This is a genomic window from Shinella zoogloeoides, from assembly GCF_033705735.1.
Classification (GTDB): domain Bacteria; phylum Pseudomonadota; class Alphaproteobacteria; order Rhizobiales; family Rhizobiaceae; genus Shinella; species Shinella zoogloeoides_A.
The window spans coordinates 1,384,864-1,400,660 of sequence record NZ_CP131131.1 but is presented as its reverse complement, the minus strand read 5'-3'; the positions used below and the strand labels follow the sequence as shown (position 1 = coordinate 1,400,660).

Annotated in this window: 13 protein-coding genes; 9 read left to right on the top strand and 4 right to left on the bottom strand. The window is 60.2% G+C overall.

Features of this window, described 5'->3' with window-relative positions; all coding sequences use genetic code 11:
• Nucleotides 1-28: 28 nt before the first annotated feature.
• The 4 genes from ShzoTeo12_RS24165 to ShzoTeo12_RS24150 all read right to left on the bottom strand — a co-directional run bounded on the left by ShzoTeo12_RS24165 (nucleotide 29) and on the right by ShzoTeo12_RS24150 (nucleotide 4,503).
• On the bottom strand, nucleotides 29-544 hold the full coding sequence (locus ShzoTeo12_RS24165) for a cupin domain-containing protein (RefSeq protein ID WP_318912799.1): 516 nt from the start codon (nucleotides 542-544) through the stop codon (nucleotides 29-31).
• 11 nt (nucleotides 545-555) lie between these two features.
• Nucleotides 556-2,301, bottom strand: a complete 1,746-nt coding sequence (locus ShzoTeo12_RS24160) for a choline dehydrogenase (RefSeq protein ID WP_318912798.1) — start codon at nucleotides 2,299-2,301, stop codon at nucleotides 556-558.
• Nucleotides 2,302-2,310: 9 nt separating this feature from the next.
• Complete coding sequence (locus ShzoTeo12_RS24155) at nucleotides 2,311-3,345, bottom strand: proline racemase family protein (protein WP_318912797.1); 1,035 nt, start codon at nucleotides 3,343-3,345, stop codon at nucleotides 2,311-2,313.
• 111 nt (nucleotides 3,346-3,456) lie between these two features.
• Entirely contained in the window at nucleotides 3,457-4,503 is a 1,047-nt protein-coding gene (locus tag ShzoTeo12_RS24150) for a LacI family DNA-binding transcriptional regulator (protein WP_162911237.1), read from the bottom strand.
• A 194-nt stretch (nucleotides 4,504-4,697) separates the two neighbouring features.
• On the opposite strand from ShzoTeo12_RS24150, the gene ShzoTeo12_RS24145 reads away from it, so the two are divergent.
• From ShzoTeo12_RS24145 to ShzoTeo12_RS24105, 9 genes are all read left to right on the top strand, one after another.
• Nucleotides 4,698-5,999, top strand: a complete 1,302-nt coding sequence (locus ShzoTeo12_RS24145) for an ABC transporter substrate-binding protein (RefSeq protein WP_318912796.1) — start codon at nucleotides 4,698-4,700, stop codon at nucleotides 5,997-5,999.
• 60 nt (nucleotides 6,000-6,059) lie between these two features.
• Nucleotides 6,060-7,007 carry a carbohydrate ABC transporter permease gene (locus tag ShzoTeo12_RS24140; protein WP_119255005.1) on the top strand — a complete coding sequence of 316 codons (948 nt, stop codon included), beginning with the start codon at nucleotides 6,060-6,062 and terminating at the stop codon, nucleotides 7,005-7,007.
• 11 nt (nucleotides 7,008-7,018) lie between these two features.
• Nucleotides 7,019-7,858 carry a carbohydrate ABC transporter permease gene (locus tag ShzoTeo12_RS24135; protein ID WP_318912795.1) on the top strand — a complete coding sequence of 280 codons (840 nt, stop codon included), beginning with the start codon at nucleotides 7,019-7,021 and terminating at the stop codon, nucleotides 7,856-7,858.
• A 12-nt stretch (nucleotides 7,859-7,870) separates the two neighbouring features.
• Complete coding sequence (locus tag ShzoTeo12_RS24130) at nucleotides 7,871-8,956, top strand: ABC transporter ATP-binding protein (protein ID WP_318912794.1); 1,086 nt, start codon at nucleotides 7,871-7,873, stop codon at nucleotides 8,954-8,956.
• A gap of 34 nt (nucleotides 8,957-8,990) precedes the next feature.
• Complete coding sequence (locus ShzoTeo12_RS24125; RefSeq protein WP_318912793.1) at nucleotides 8,991-10,472, top strand: aldehyde dehydrogenase family protein; 1,482 nt, start codon at nucleotides 8,991-8,993, stop codon at nucleotides 10,470-10,472.
• Nucleotides 10,473-10,594: 122 nt separating this feature from the next.
• Complete coding sequence (locus ShzoTeo12_RS24120; RefSeq protein ID WP_318912792.1) at nucleotides 10,595-12,040, top strand: aspartate ammonia-lyase; 1,446 nt, start codon at nucleotides 10,595-10,597, stop codon at nucleotides 12,038-12,040.
• A 2-nt stretch (nucleotides 12,041-12,042) separates the two neighbouring features.
• Nucleotides 12,043-12,702 carry an HAD family hydrolase gene (locus tag ShzoTeo12_RS24115; protein WP_318912791.1) on the top strand — a complete coding sequence of 220 codons (660 nt, stop codon included), beginning with the start codon at nucleotides 12,043-12,045 and terminating at the stop codon, nucleotides 12,700-12,702.
• A gap of 27 nt (nucleotides 12,703-12,729) precedes the next feature.
• Nucleotides 12,730-13,911, top strand: coding sequence for an MFS transporter (locus tag ShzoTeo12_RS24110; protein ID WP_318912790.1), 1,182 nt, complete (start codon nucleotides 12,730-12,732; stop codon nucleotides 13,909-13,911).
• A gap of 149 nt (nucleotides 13,912-14,060) precedes the next feature.
• Complete coding sequence (locus ShzoTeo12_RS24105; RefSeq protein ID WP_318912789.1) at nucleotides 14,061-15,668, top strand: GMC family oxidoreductase; 1,608 nt, start codon at nucleotides 14,061-14,063, stop codon at nucleotides 15,666-15,668.
• The last annotated feature ends 129 nt before the right edge of the window (nucleotides 15,669-15,797 follow it).

Sequence of the window (15,797 nt, the reverse complement as noted above, 5' to 3'; positions counted from 1 at the left end):
ATAATGTGGGCATTTTCGTTCTCTGGGTTTAGAGTTTGTCGGCTGCGACGAATGCCGTGCGCTGCTCGATCTCCAGTACGTTTTCAGGCCGTGCGAACGGCTCCGGCGCCGCCTCGCCCGGCTGCATCGGGCGGCCGATCTCCTCGAAGAAATGTTCGAGGCCGTTCGGCTGGATGAACCAGAGCCAATGCAGTTCCTGGTCCTCGGACGTGTTGATGAACATGTGTTTCCGGTTGCGGCCGACGAAGATCGTCACGCCGGGTTCCGCGGGATATTCGACGCCCTCGACGACAGCCTTGCCACGGCCGGAGATGAAATGCAGAACTTCATCGTGTACCGGATGCGCGTGCTCACGCACGTAGCCCTGCGGCGGCAAGGTTTGCGTCCCGAGGCTGAACGGCGTCTCTACGCCGAGGAAGTCGGGAGAAATCCTGACGGAGATGTGGCCGTTGGCGGGAACCGGCTGCCAGAAGTTCTTGCCCTCTTCGGGCTTGAGGATCAGCAAGTCGCCCTTGGCCGGGGTCTCTTCTGCTTTGTTTTCCATGGAATGTCTCCTTACGCGACTTCCGGCTGATAGTAGTCGGCGACCTCCTGCGGCAGCTTTTTGCCGAGAATGTCGTCCGCGAGTTTTTCAGCCATCATGATGACGGGGGCGTTCAGATTGCCGCTGACGATGGCGGGCATGATCGACGCGTCGATGACGCGGAGATTCTCGAAGCCGTGGACCTTCGCATGGGTGTCCACCACGGACATGTCGTCGGTACCCATGCGGCAGCTGCAGCAGGGATGGTAGTTGGTGCCGGCTTCCTTCCTGAGGAATGCAAGCAGTTCTTCATCCGACTGGACCTGCTTGCCCGGCGTGACTTCTTCGCCGCGAATGTCGTCCCAGGCGGGCTGGGCGACGATGCGGCGGATTTCCCTGATGGCCGCGATCGCCTGCTTCTGGTCTTCCTCGTCCTGAAGGAAGTTGAAGACGAATTTCGGTGCGACGTTCGGATCGGCGCTCGCAAGCCAGACGCGGCCTTCGCTCTTGGGTCGCATCAGGCTCATGAAATACTGGAAGCCATTCTCCAGATTGACCGAACCGTGCTGCATCTCGCCGATGAGCGGAACGAATTCCAGCTGCACGTTCGGAACCGTGAATTTCGGATCGGTGCGGAAGAAGCCGCCGACCTCGAAGAAGTTTGTGGCGCCCAGGCCCGTCTTGGCCAGAAGCCACTGCAAGCCGAGCTTGAGCTTGCCGAAGGTGGTAAGCTGGCCGACGACCGAGACCGGCTTGGTCGCGCGATACTGGACGGGGGCGGCGACGTGATCCTTCAGGCCACGCCCGACGCCCGGCAGATCCTTGACGACCGGAATGGACAGCTTGCGCAGTTCCCCGGCGTCGCCGATACCGCTCAGCATCAGGAGCTGTGGAGAGTTGAGCGCGCCGGCGGCGAGAAGAACTTCCCTGTCCACATTGATCGAATATGCCTTGCCGGAGATGGTCGCCTTGACGGCGACGGCACGGTTGCCGTTGAACTCGATCTTGGTGACTTTCGCGCTGACGACGACGTCGAGATTGTCCCGCTTCGGCTGTGCGTGAATGTAGGCCTGCGACGTGCTCCAGCGGATACCGTGGCCGACATTGCGCTGGGTGATATGGACACCTTCCTGACGAAGCGCGTTGTGGTCCTCGATATAGGGATGTCCCGCCTGTTCGCCTGCTTTCAAGAACGCCCTGTACAAGGGGCTGTCGGCCTTGCAGGTCTCGATGATCATCGGGCCTTTGCCGCCGCGATACTTATTCGAGCCCTTGTCTGACGTTTCCGCTTTACGGAAGTAGGGAAGGACATCCTTGTAGCTCCAGCCCGTGAGGCCGAGCGCTTCCCAGTTGTCGTAATCCCAGGGATTGCCGCGAACCCAGTTCATGCCGTTGATCGAGGACGAGCCGCCGAGAACGCGGCCTCGCGCTTCAAGGACGGTCCTGTTGTCGAGATACGGTTCAGGCTCGGAGGTGTAGAACCAGTTGAAGCGGTCATTGGCCAGCGGCAGCGGCAGCGCAGCGGGCATGCGGATGTGAATGTGCTGGTCCGAGGGGCCTGCTTCGAGTAGGAGCACCCGTTGCTTGCCGTCTTCGGACAGCCGGCCTGCCAGAACGCTGCCGGCGGAGCCGGAGCCGATGATGATGTAGTCGTAGGTGCCTCTGGAGGGCGTTTTTGAAATCTTGCTCATGCCGGATGCCGTCGTGGTCTTGTGGTTGCCTGAGCGTATCTGTCGTAGTTCGACGGTCGCCCGCGTGAGTTCCTGTGAGAATGGCATTCGCTATCCTCAGGTTGGTGTCTTCCAGGTGTCGCCCAGCTTGTAACCGGTCGGGAACGGGTCGCGCGGATCCAGGACGTACTGGTGGAAAGCGGTGATCCAGGCCGAGCCCGTGATCGCCGGCCGCACGGCGGTCTGCCCCGCCACGGTCGTCGTTCCGAGAATTTCGCCGATGAACTCGGTGCCGATGATGGATTCGTGCACGAACTTTTCGCCGACGCCGATCTGCCCCTTCGCGTGCATCACGGCAAGCCGCGCGCTCGTGCCCGTTCCGCAGGGCGACCGGTCATGCCTGCCGGGGGAAACGATCACTGTATTCTTCGCCCGCTTGACGCCGTTCTCGGTACGGAGCGGGCCGGCGAACAGTGTCTGGTTGATGGTGTGGATTTCCGGGTTTTCCGGGTGGACGGCAGGTATCTGCTCGGCCGCCGCCAGCTTGATCTTCTCGCCGACATCGACCAGTTCGGCGGCCTCGTCCTGGGTGATGCCGTAGCCCAACTTCTGGGCATCGACGAGGACGTAGATCATGCCGCCATAGGCGACATCGACGACCATCGAGCCCAGGCCGGGAACCTCGATCGTCCTGTCCAGCGCCATGGTGAAGGCGGGCACGTTGTCGAACGTAATGCTTTCACATTTGCCGTCACGGCATTGCGCCGTTACGCGCACCAGACCTGCCGGCGCCTCGAGCGTGAGCGTCGTCACGGGCTCGATCATCGGCACCATGCCCGTTTCGAGAAGAACGGTAGCCGTGCAGATGGTGTTCGTGCCGGACATGGGGACGTAATATTCCGACTCCATGATGATGAAGCCCGCGTCGGCATCCGGATGGGTGGCCGGCAGCACAAGGTTCACGCACTGCGAGACCTTGCCACGCGGCTCATGGAGGAGAAACTGACGAAGCTCGTCACCGTTCCTCTCCAGATACTGCATCTTCTCGAAAATAGTCTTGCCGGGGACGGGAAGAACGCCGCCCGTTATGACTTCATTCAGCTCGCCTGCCGCGTGGGCGCCGACGACATTGACCATTTTGCTGAAGCGCATTCCTCGCCATCCCCATGATGCATGTCGAACTGAGGCAGGCCAGTTCGATGTTCATGAGGCTGACTTGTAAACGTTTTCTGGAGGGCGGTCAATAAACGTTTTCTCGTTGCGTTATGCCGCGCGGTCGGACGCCTTCGGGGGTACGGTAATGGAATTGCGCAAGATCAGGCTGGTCTCGAACTGCATGGAGGTCAGGCTTTCGCCTTGCTCAAGGCTTGCGATCATTGCGCGTGCAGCGTAGCGCCCCATGTCTCCGACGGGGACCGACAGGGTCGTCAGCGGTTGGTAAAGAAGGGGTGCGAAGCTCATGTCTTCAAAGCCGCTCACGGACATCTGGCGGGGAACGTCGATCCCGAGTTTCCGGCACTCCGAGAGAACCCCGCAGGCCAAAAGGCCGGTGTTGCACATTACGGCCGTAACCTTTGGATTTTGCTCGATAATCCTGCGAAACGCCAGCCCGCCGTCATTGATGGTATATCCGGGCTGAACGACCTGCATGACCGTATTCAGGTCGTGGTCCCGCATCATCTGCTCATATGCATTCAGTCGGGATTGCTGCCTGTCGTTGCCTTGCGTTGGGCCGGAGATCAGCGCGATGTCCTTGTGCCCGAACTGGAGCATGAGCTCCGCGATTTTCTGCGTGCATTTTGCATTATCGATTCCGACGGAGGGCAGAGGGTGACCCTCTAGGTAAGAATATACCTGTAGCACCGGAATCGGGTTTTTCTCGATGAACTCCAGCAAGCGTTTGTCGTCTACCCGTCCAAATACAAGTAATCCTTCAGCTCCGCGGTTGAACAGCCTGAATGCGGCGTCGAAAATCGTTGTATTGTCGTAGCCCGATGTCTGAAGAAAGCCCGCATAGTCTTGCGCGAAGAGCGTTTCCTGGATGCCGTGCGCCAGTTCGGAAAAGATCGGGTCGTCGAGACGTGGCAGGAGCGTACCGATCGTGCGGGTGCGCGCCAGGCGCAGGGCCTTGCCGGCGGAATTTGTCGTGTATCCAAGCTGTGCCGCGGCCTTAAGCACCCGCTCAGACATTTCCTTGTTCACATTCTCCGGCTTGTTGAGCACGCGAGAGACCGTGGCGATGGATACGTTTGCCAACTTCGCCACATCGTGAACCGTTACCCCGCGCCCGGTCTGACGTTTGTTTTTCATGGATTTTCTACTGCTCCTGCGGGGCCTAAGTCCTTGCCTGCCGCTCATGCATAATGGATGTATTTCTTCAGATTTCAATCACCCCGCCAGAATCCGGATTGACAACGGATATTCCTGGTGCATTCTGGTAAACGTTTACTAGCTCGCACATAGGCGGCTGCGTCGCGCAATCAATAAATTGGGGAGCCCAAACGATGCATGGACATTTCACACCTGAACTCAAGCGCCGAACTCTGCTCAAGATGCTGGCCATCGGGGCGGCGGCGACAACGCTATCTCCAGCGACCCGCGCATGGGCCGCGAGCACGTTGAACATCCTGAACAGCAACACCGCCTGGGCCGGCGCTCTTACCGGCGGCGTCGCGAAGGCATATACCGGCGCGCAGATCACGGGCGAAGGCAATCCTTATGAAGCCCATTACGAGAAGCTGCTGATCGAACTCAGCCAGGGTTCCAGCACCTTCGATATCTTCACCACCGACAATCTCTGGATCCGGCAGCCGCTGCGCAACGGCTGGGCAAGCGCGTTCGAGGATATCCGCGCGGAAGACGCCTCGCTGCCGGAAATCAGCGTGAGCAAACTTGCGCCTGCCTCGACGACCTATACGGAGTACGACGGCAAGCGCTGGGGCCTGCCGCTCGTCATGACGACCCCGGTCTTCGTCTATCGCAAGGATCTGTTCGAAAAGGCCGGCATCACGAAGGTGCCGACGAACTGGGACGAATATCGCGACGCGGCCGAGAAGCTGCATTCGGATGACGTCGCGGGCAACGTCCTGCTGCTCGGCGGTCAGGACGCGCATATGAGCGGCGACTGGGGCAGCCGCCTGATAGGCATGACCAAGATCGCCCCGAACGACGACGGCGTGCTCGACGAGAACAACAAGGTGGTGTTCAATTCCGAGGGCCAGGGCGCCCGCGCGATCGAGCGCCTGCGCGAGGTGCTGCCCTTCACGCCGAAGGGCGTCGAAGGCTTCGACTATGCGGAAGGCTCCTCCATCATGCAGCAGGGCAAGGCTGCAATGATGATCACCTGGTCGGACGTCATCGTCGGCATCGAGGACGGTCCGTTCAAGGGCAAGTTCGGTTACACCGTCTCGCCGACGGAGAAGTTCGAACAGCAGATGGTCGGCGGCTGGTCGATCCTCATCAATGCCGCGTCGGAAAACAAGGCGGAGGCCTACAAGTTCCTCAAGTGGATGAGTGAAGGACAGGCCTATGAGCTGTTCCGCGAGAACGGTGAGTCGTCGCTTTGCCTCCAGGCGGACATCGACAATCCTGAAATCGTCGCCAAGGTGCCGATGCTGCAGGCTTTCCGGGACTTCCCGGCACGCGGTACGACCCCGGTTTCGATCCCGCCGTATCGCCTGACCAATGCGGTCGAAGTGCAGCGGGTGCTCTACGAAAACATCCTTGCGGGCGTGAACGGTCGCAAGACACCTCAACAGGCGATGGAAGACGCCGAGGCCGCGCTGGCTTCCGTCATCCGCACCTGACCGAAAGCGTGTCGCGGGCATGGCTGCTGGCCATGCCCGTTTCTATTGGGGAACTTGAAAATGGCCAAAAGTGGCACCATCAACGCGCCGGCTTTGCAGCTGGGTGCGACGAAGGCGGTCCGCGCGGGCGAGAAGAGCGTTCCTACGCTCCTGCTTGCGCCGACGATGATCATCATGACGATCGTCGGCCTCTATCCGCTGCTGCATTCGCTCTACATATCGCTGACCAATTACAACCCGACATTCGGCACGTCCTACTCGTTTATCGGGTTCGCGAACTACGCCCGCGCCTTCGGCGATGGCCAGTTCTGGTACTCCGTCGGCCTGACCCTCGCCTTCACGGCAATCAGCGTCGCGCTTTCCCTGACGTTGGCCGTGCTTCTGGCGCTGCTGTTCAATCAGTACCGTTTCGGCTTCGTGGTCCTGCGCACCTTCCTGCTCATTCCGATGCTGATCACGCCGATCGCCGTCGGCATCACATGGCGCACGATGATGATGCCTGATCTCGGCGTCCTGAACTATTTGCTCTCGCTGATCGGTGTGAGCCATCTGTCCTGGGCCAGTTCACCCTCGAGCGCGCTCGCCTCGGTGATCCTCGTCGACGTCTGGCAGTGGACGCCGTTCATGTTCATCATCATCTTCGCAGGGCTCCGCTCTCTCCCCAAGAGCCCGTTCGAAGCCGCCGCGATCGATGGGGCAGGGCACCTTGCCACGTTCATGAACGTGACCCTGCCGATGCTGAAGCCGGTGATCGTCATTGCGACCCTTCTTCGCATCGTCGACGCCTTCCGCACCTATGACACCGTCTACATCATCACGCGCGGCGGCCCGGACTTCGCGACGGACCTCCTCAGCGTCTATCTCCAGCGGGTGAACTTCCGCATCTTCGATCTGGGCTACGGCTCGGCGCTCTCGTGGATCGCCCTTGTCATCGTGCTCGTCGTCGTCCTCGTCTTCGTGAATCTCACCGGCTTCCTGAAGCTGGTCGCCGACAAAGAAAACCGCTGAGGAGATCGCTCATGTCGAACAGCCGAATTCTCAAGAGCGGCGCCGGCGCGCTGGCTGCATATGGCTTGGCGATCGCCGCCGCGCTCTTCTTCGCGTTCCCGATTTTCTGGATGGTGACTTCCTCCTTCAAGAGCGAAGTCGACATTTCGGCCTATCCCCCGGTCTGGAGCTTCTCGCCGACCCTGGCGAACTATACACAGCTCTTCACCGAGCTGAACGCATGGCAGGCCCTGCTGAACAGCGCGCTGATCGTCGGCCTCGCCACCTGCATCGCGATGGCGGCGGGAACGATGGCGGCCTACGCGCTCGCCCGCTTCGACGTCAAGGGCAAGGAATTCCTCGCCTTCGAGATCCTTTCGCTCCGCATGCTGCCGCCGATCGTGAGCGTCATTCCGATGTTCATCATCGCCCGCCAGCTGGGGATTTTCGATACGCCCTGGCTGCTGATCGCGGCTTACGCCCTCTCCGGCCTGCCCTTCGTCGTCTGGGTCATGCGCGTCTTCATCCAGGATATTCCGCAGTCCATCGAGGAGGCGGCCATGATCGACGGCTGCAGCCGCTTCGAAACCTTCTGGCGCGTCACGCTTCCGCTTCTGTTGCCGGGCCTCGCCGCGACGATGGTCATCGTCTTCATGTTCGCCTGGAACGAGTTCCTGCTCGCCAGCATGCTGACCTCGCAGGAGGCCAAGACGCTTCCCGTCATCGCCGCCAACGCGATCAAGCCAAAGGCCATCGCCTGGGGGCTCGCCTCCGCAGCCGGCGTGATGATGTCGCTTCCCGTCGTCGTCCTCGTTCTTCTGATGCAACGCTACCTCGTCCGCGGCCTCACGCTCGGCGCGGTCAAAGGGTAAGGAATTCTCGAAATGGCAATCAATATCGATACCGTCTACAAGCAGTTCGGCGCACTGAAGGTCGTCAACGGCGTTTCCGTCGATATCAAGGACGGCGAGTTCTTCGTGATGCTCGGTCCTTCGGGCTGCGGAAAGACCACGACCCTGCGCATGGTCGCCGGCCTGGAGCTGCCTACAGCCGGCCGCATCAGCATCGACGGCGCCGACATGACCTACGCCGAGCCTCGCCACCGCGATATCGCCATGGCGTTCCAGGACTACGGTCTCTACCCGAACATGACGGTCTTCAAGAACATCGAGTTTCCCCTGAAGATCCGCAAGCTCGACGTCCGCGAGCGTGCACGCAAGGTGGAGGACACCGCTGAAAAGCTCGGGCTTGGCGAACTGCTCCAGCGCAAGCCATCGCAGCTTTCGGGAGGCCAGCGTCAGCGCGTTTCGCTCGCGCGGGCGCTCGTTCGCAACCCCAAGGTATTCCTCATGGACGAGCCGTTGTCCAATCTTGACGCAAAGCTGCGCGCCGTCATGCGCACGGAGATCAAGAAGCTCGTCACGAACCTCGGCATCACCACGATCTACGTCACGCACGACCAGATCGAAGCGATGGCGATGGCGGACCGTATCGCGGTCATGAGCAGGGGCAACATGGTCCAGGTGGCCTCGCCGCTCGAAATCTATGACCGGCCCAAGACGCGCTTCGTCGCGGAGTTCATCGGGTCGCCGCCGATGAACCTGTTCCCCGCGCAGCTCAAGGCCGGTGGCACCGTTACCTGCATCCTTCCGAACTTTGCCCATTCGCTTTGCGAAGACGAGCGCGCGTTTGCAGCACAGATCGTTGACGGCAACGGCGGCCTGCTCCTGGGCATCCGGCCGGAGCACCTGATCGTTGCGAAAGCCGGCGCACAGGGCGCGACGGACGCGCTTGTCGAGCTGGTCGAGCCGCTCGGGCAGACCACGAACATCTATGTCAGCGTGGGTGACGTCCGCTTCGTCATCGTCACCGACAGGACCACGGTGAAGGCGGGAGACACGATCGGAGTTGTCGCTCCGTCCGAATTGCTGCGTGTCGTGGCCAACGATGACGCCGTGGTGCGCCACTGACCACCGTCGCCGCAGAAACTGAAAGGAAATACCGATGACCGTTAGAGAATATGGATTGTGGATCAACGGCGGGTGGCTCAAGACAGCCAGGACGATTGAACGGACTTCGCCCGCTCACGGTGCGCCGCTCGCCCGTTTCGCGGAAGGTGGCGAAGGGGAGGTCGGTGCGGCCGTCGCGGCAGCTCGGGCAGCCTTCGACAACCGGTCGATCTGGTCCGGCATTCCCGGTTCGGAGCGCGCCAAAGCTATCACCCGCTGGCTTGAACTGATCGTGCGCGACACCGACAGGCTCGCGACGATCGAGGCCGAGGAAGTCGGCAAGCCCATTCGCTTCGCGAAGGGCGAGACGGAATGGGCCATCGAGCTCGGGCGTTACGCTGCCGCTCTCGCCTACCAGATTCCGGGCGACCTCGTGAACAATATCGGGGATGCGAACCTCGGCCTGGTGAGCCGCGAGCCCCGCGGCGTCATCGGCATGATCACGCCCTGGAATTTCCCGCTCGTCACGCTCTTCCAGAAGCTTCCCTTCGCGCTGGCAGCTGGCTGCACGGTCGTCATCAAGCCGTCGGAGCTGACCGCGGGCACGACGCTGGAAGTCGCTGCGCTCGCCAGGGAAGCCGGCATTCCGGACGGCGTGATCAACGTCGTGACAGGCTCCGGCCGTACCGTTGGCGAGGCGCTCACGGGTCACCCCGGTGTCGACATGATTTCCTTCACGGGTTCGACCGTGGTCGGCAAGCGGATCGCGCAGCGTTGTGCAGAGCAGATGAAGCGCGTCGGCCTGGAGCTCGGTGGCAAGGCGGCGAACATCGTCTTCGCCGATGCCGACATCGACTCGGCCATCGACGGCATCGCATTCGGCTATATTCTCAACCAGGGTGAGGAATGCGTTCAAGGGACCCGCCTGCTGATAGAGGAGTCCATTGCCGACGATTTCATCAGGCAGCTTGTCGAGCGCTCGCGGAAAATCCGTATCGGCCTGCCGGACGACGAACAAGCTGACGTCGGTGCGCTCATCCACGAGCAGCACATGGAAAAGGTACTCGGCTACATCAGGACGGGTGTCGAGCAAGGTGCAAAACTGGAGATCGGCGGCGAACGCCTGACCGATAATGGTCTCGGCAAGGGCTATTTCGTTGCTCCGACCATCTTCTCCGGCGTTACGCCGGAAATGACGATCTTCCGCGAAGAGATTTTCGGACCGGTTCTTGCCGTCACCACTTTCAAGACCGCGGAGGAAGCAATCAGGTTTGCGAACGACACCAATTACGGACTCGGCAACGGCGTCTGGACGAAGGACATCGACAAGGCGATCCAGGTCTCCCGTGAACTCAAGAGCGGGACGGTCTACGTCAACACCTTCCTCGAAACCTCGGTTCAGATGCCGTTCGGCGGCTTCAAGGAAAGCGGTCTCGGCCGCGAGAACGGCATGGATGGCCTTCTTGAGTTCACCGAGGTGAAGTCGACGTTCATCAAGCTGGGCAAGCGCGGCTACGCATTGCCTCACACGGTCTAATAACCATGCGGTGAATGGCTGTCTAAAGCGTTGCTCTTCCCAAGGCAGCCGTGGGCTGGTGGTGGCTCCGATCCGCCACCGGCCCATTTTTCTTCCGGCAGGTTCGTAGAAGGTTCCTAGAAATGACTGACATGCTGCCCCTTACCGTCGCCAAGCGGCGTGAGCACGATTCCCTTGGCGAAATCGACGTCGATGCCGACGCCTATTACGCCGCTCAAACGGCAAGGGCTTTCGCCAACTTCCAGATTTCGGGCATCCCGATCGGGCATTATGCGGTCTTCATCCGGGCGTTGGCCTTCGTGAAGAAAGCGGCGGCGCTGGCGAATCTGGAACTCGGCGACCTCGACAGGAAGAAGGCGGACGCGATCGTCGCCGCCTGTGACGACATCGCCGGCGGCAAGCTCGCGGACCAATTCGTCCTCGACGTTTTCCAGGGGGGAGCCGGGACATCGACGAACATGAATGTGAATGAGGTGGTGGCGAACCTCGCTTTGGAACATCTTGGACTTCCCAAGGGAAGCTTCGATGTCATCCACCCGAACAACGACGTCAATCTCTCGCAGTCCACAAACGACGTCTATCCCACGGCGATCCGTCTGGCGCTCCTTCTCAGCTACGACAGCCTGTCGAACGAGCTGGCGGATATCGCGGACGCTTTCGAAGCGAAAGCAGCGGAGTTCGCGGACATCCTCAAGCTCGGGCGCACGCAACTGCAGGATGCCGTTCCCATGACGTTGGGGCAGGAATTTATGGCCTTCGCGGTGACGTTGAGGGAGGATATCCTTCGGCTCGAGGAGGCGGCAAGGCTTCTCAAGGAAATCAACCTGGGCGGTACGGCGATCGGAACCGGCATTACCGCCGATCCTCGCTACGCGGCTCTTGCCATCAAGAAGCTCGCGGAAGTGTCGTCGGTCGACCTCGTTCCCGCATCGGACTTTGTCGAGGCTTGCTGGGATACGGGAGCGTTTGTCCTCTTCTCCGGCACCATCAAGCGGACGGCGGTGAAGCTTTCCAAGATTTCGAACGATCTCAGGCTGCTTTCGAGCGGACCGCGTGGGGGCTTTGGCGAAATCAACCTGCCGCCGATGCAGCCCGGCTCGTCGATCATGCCCGGCAAGGTCAACCCGGTCATTCCCGAAGTGGTCAATCAGGTTGCTTTCCAGGTCATCGGAGCCGATCTCGTCGTGACCCTGGCGGCGGAAGCAGGTCAACTCCAGCTCAACGCTTTCGAGCCCGTCATCGTCTTCAATCTGTTGCAGTCCATCACGTTGCTGACCAATGCAGTGAGAACCCTCAGGGAAAAGTGTATTGCCGGGATCACGGCGAACGAGGAGCGCTGCAAGGAGCATCTCGAAGCGGGCACGGCGCTCGCGACTGCGTTGACGTCGCTCATCGGATACGAGAAGGCTGCCGAGATGGCGAAGGAAATTCTCCGGAGCGGCCGCACCATGAGGGCGTTGCTGGACGAGAGCAACACCTTGTCAGCCGATCTCCTGGAACAGGTTCTCGACACGAAGGCTTTGACGCGCCCCTCGCGTTTTCGCAATCAGCCGGCAAATGGAAAATAGGCATGCCTTATCTCGACCGCTTCAAGACCATCATCTTCGACTTCGACGGTGTCATTCTTGATTCCGCACGCTTGAAGACCGCGGCCTTTGCGCAGGTATACAGCTGCGAAGACCCGGAAAAGGTCGCTGAAGTCGTCGAGTACCAGGAACAGAATGGCGGAATTGGCCGACGTCAAAAGTTCGAGTATTTCGAGCGCGAGGTGTTCGGCCGACCCGGCGATGAGGCGACAGTTGAAAATCTCTGTGACCGTTTCGCGGAAATCATCGATGAGGGCATGCTCAATTGCGCGTTTATCCCCGGCGCCGAGGCTCTTCTTGCCCGTCTTGAAAACGAAATTCCGATGCACGTCGTTTCAGGAATGCCGGAGGATGATCTCAGGCTGGTAATCGAACGGCGCGGGTTGTCGCGGTATTTCCGGACCGTATCGGGTTCGCCCAAGTCGAAATATGCCGAGTTTCGGAACGTGATGCGGCTGGAGAGCGCCGAAGCCGTGGAGTGTCTGGCGGTCGGGGATTCACCCACCGAGTTTCACGCGGCCCGTAAGATCGGCATCCCGTTTCTGGCGATCGTCGCACCCGATGTGGTTGACCTTTTCCCCGCCGATGTGCAGAAGGCCCCCGATCTCATCGGGTTCGAACGCGCCGCTCGACTGGCGCGGTGACGAGCTTCAGCAAAGAAGTCCATCTCCATGATCGCAGCTCACCAAAGGCCATATCTGGCGTTTTTCCTGCTTGCTATTGCGACCGGCGCGTTCATGGCGCGAATTCCAGACCTGCAGACAAGGCTCGCGGTCAACAAGGCCGAACTGGGCATGACCTTGATCGGGCTTGCCATAGGCTCGCTGATTTCTCTTTCGGCCTCTGCTCCCATCATTGCCCGCCTCGGCAGCAAGCGGACATTTTCAATCGCGATCCCCGCGATCGGCCTCCTGCTCGCATTGACGCCGGTGCTGCCAGGCGCAGGTGCCGTGTTTGGCTGTCTCTTCCTGACCGGTCTCTTTACGGGAACGCTTGAGCTTGCGCTGAACATCGAGATTGGGCGGATCGAGGCTCAGAAGGGTGTCAGCATCATGAACCGGTCGCACGGCTTCTGGAGTGTCGGTTTCTTCGTCACCGCTGTCACGGCCTCCTTCATCCGGCAGGCTGAAATACCGATGACAACGCACATGATCGTCATGGCGACGATCGTCGTTTTGTTGTCCCTCGTCGTTGTCAAAGGGATGGAAAACGCAACCATCCCAAAGGTTGTCGAGGAGCAGAAAGCGCCCTTGATCGCCTTTCCCACGCTTTCGCTTATGCCATTGTGCATCATCGGCATCTCGGCATGTCTCGTGGAGGGCGCGGGTCTGGACTGGTCGGCGATCTATATGCGGGACGTTTTCAAATCTGAACCGTTTATTGGCGGATCTGGCTTGACGCTGTTCGCATTTTTCATGGCGCTGGCCCGCGTTACGATCGATCCCGTGGTGGATCGATTTGGAGCACGCGTCGTCGCACAAACCCTCCTCACGGTCGCAGCGATCGGCCTGGCAATCGTTTGGCTCTCCCCGCATGAATACGCCGCCTTGGCTGGCTTCGCGATGATGGGCGGCGGATGCAGCGCAGTCTATCCGATGGCGCTCTCTGCGGCGGCGCAAAGGACTGACAGGGCGTCGGCAGTTAACGTGGCCGCGGTCGGGCAGATGGCTTTCGTCGTGTTTTTCCTTGCGCCGCCTCTGCTCGGGTTCGTCGCCGAGGCTTGGGGTATGAGAATGTTATACGCCATATGCCTGCCCCTCATTCTCGTGGCCATTTTCGCCAGCGGTGCGCTGAACGTCCGGCGGGCGGCTAAGCCGGCGATCAGCGCGGTCAGTCACGAAACGGCTCTCTAGGGTGAATGCCCGCGGCAAGCCTCCTTTCGATATGCAGCGCTACGAGCGCCATATGACTCAAAGTCATGGAGAAACGAGTGTGCATGGCTTGATGCGAGAACCGGTTTCGGCAAGGTAGGCGCAAAACCGGGAACGCGGAGTTAATCGTCTTGAACAGTGATAGTTTCGATTTTGTAGTCGTCGGCGGCGGGTCGGCCGGGAGTGTACTGGCCAGCCGGCTCAGCGCACGAGGCGATCGTGTCCTGCTTCTCGAGGCAGGGGGGGCGGGCCGCGAAATCTCGTATGATCTGCCGTTTCTCGCTGCGAAGCTGTTCTCGTTCAAGCGTAATAATTGGTCGTACAATTGCGTACCCCAGAAGAACATGAATGGACGAACCCAGTACTTTCCTCGAGGGAAGATGCTCGGCGGTTCCTTCATTTTCAACGGGGCGCAGTACATTCGGGGTAATCCTGCCGACTTCGACACCTGGCGGCAGCTTGGAAATCCGGGCTGGTCTTTCGAAGATGTCCTCCCGTATTTCCGGAAATCGGAGAAGTATTTCGGAGGCGACAACGCGTTCCACAGCACGCGTGGTCCGATGCCCGTCACCAAGCCGCCGATGGTCAGTGAATTGACCACGGCCTATCTGGAGGCTTGCCAGCAGGCCGGTTACCCGTTGAACAACGATTTCAACGGCGCTTCCCAGGAGGGGTTCGGAGTCTACGACTTCAACATTGCCGAAGGACGTCGCCAGACGACGGCGAAGACATTTCTTCGCCCGGCGATGAGCCGCCCGAACCTCAAGGTGGAGGTGAATGCGAACGTCCACAAGGTGATTGTCGAAAACGGCGAGGCCGTAGCCATCGAATATGAGAAGGGCGGAACGGTCCATCGCGTGCGGGCAAATCGCGAGATCGTCCTGGCTGCCGGGTCATTCAATTCCCCCAAAATTCTCATGCTTTCGGGGATCGGTGATCAGGAGGCGCTCGGCAAGCTCGGCATCTCTCCGGTGAGACATCTTCCGGGCGTCGGCGCCAACCTGCAGGACCATGTGAACGTTTCGGTGGCGCACAGTTCGAAGAAGCCTGTTTCCATGGCATCTTCCCTGCGCATCCACTCGCTGACCTTCGCGATGATGAATAGCCTGCTTTTCAAGAAAGGTCAGGTATCGCAGAGCCCGCTTGAAGCCGGTGGCTTCTTCAATACGCAGCCCGGTGTCGAGGCTCCCGAATGCCAGGCGGTGTTCATCCCGTATTATCCAGGGCAGGGCCTCAAAATCTGGATGCCTTGGGCGGACGAACTCGAAGGGCATTCCTACGTTGTGCATGTTTGGCCGAACCGGCCCGAAAGCCGCGGGAAAATGTGGCTGAAGTCCGCCGATCCCAAGGGGGCTCCAGTCTTCGATCCGAACTTCCTCTCATCTGAATACGACATGGCGGTCACTCGTGAGGCTATCCGTGTAACCCGCAAAATCTTCGCACAGGAAGCCTTCGAGCCTTACCGCGGACCGGAGCTTACCCCGGGTGCCGATATCAGGTCGGATGCGGAGCTTGACGCCTATATCCGAAGCACCTCGGGGATCGGTCACCATACATGCGGCACGGCCAAGATGGGCCAGGATGCGATGGCCGTCGTGGATGAGAAGCTGAGGGTTCATGGCATCGCGAAGCTGCGCGTCGCCGATGCATCGATCATGCCGACGATGGTTAGCGGCAACACCAACGCCGCGACGATAATGATCGCAGAGAAAGCGGCCGACATGATGTTGGCATATTAGCCAAATCGCGAACTTCATCTTTCGGGCGCTGAAGGGAGGCCCCGGTGGCGCTCGTAATGTTTTATCGACGCCGCGATCCGTCGTCGCCCGGACTCCCACGAAGGTCGCGGCCGATCCGCTGCGGCGTTT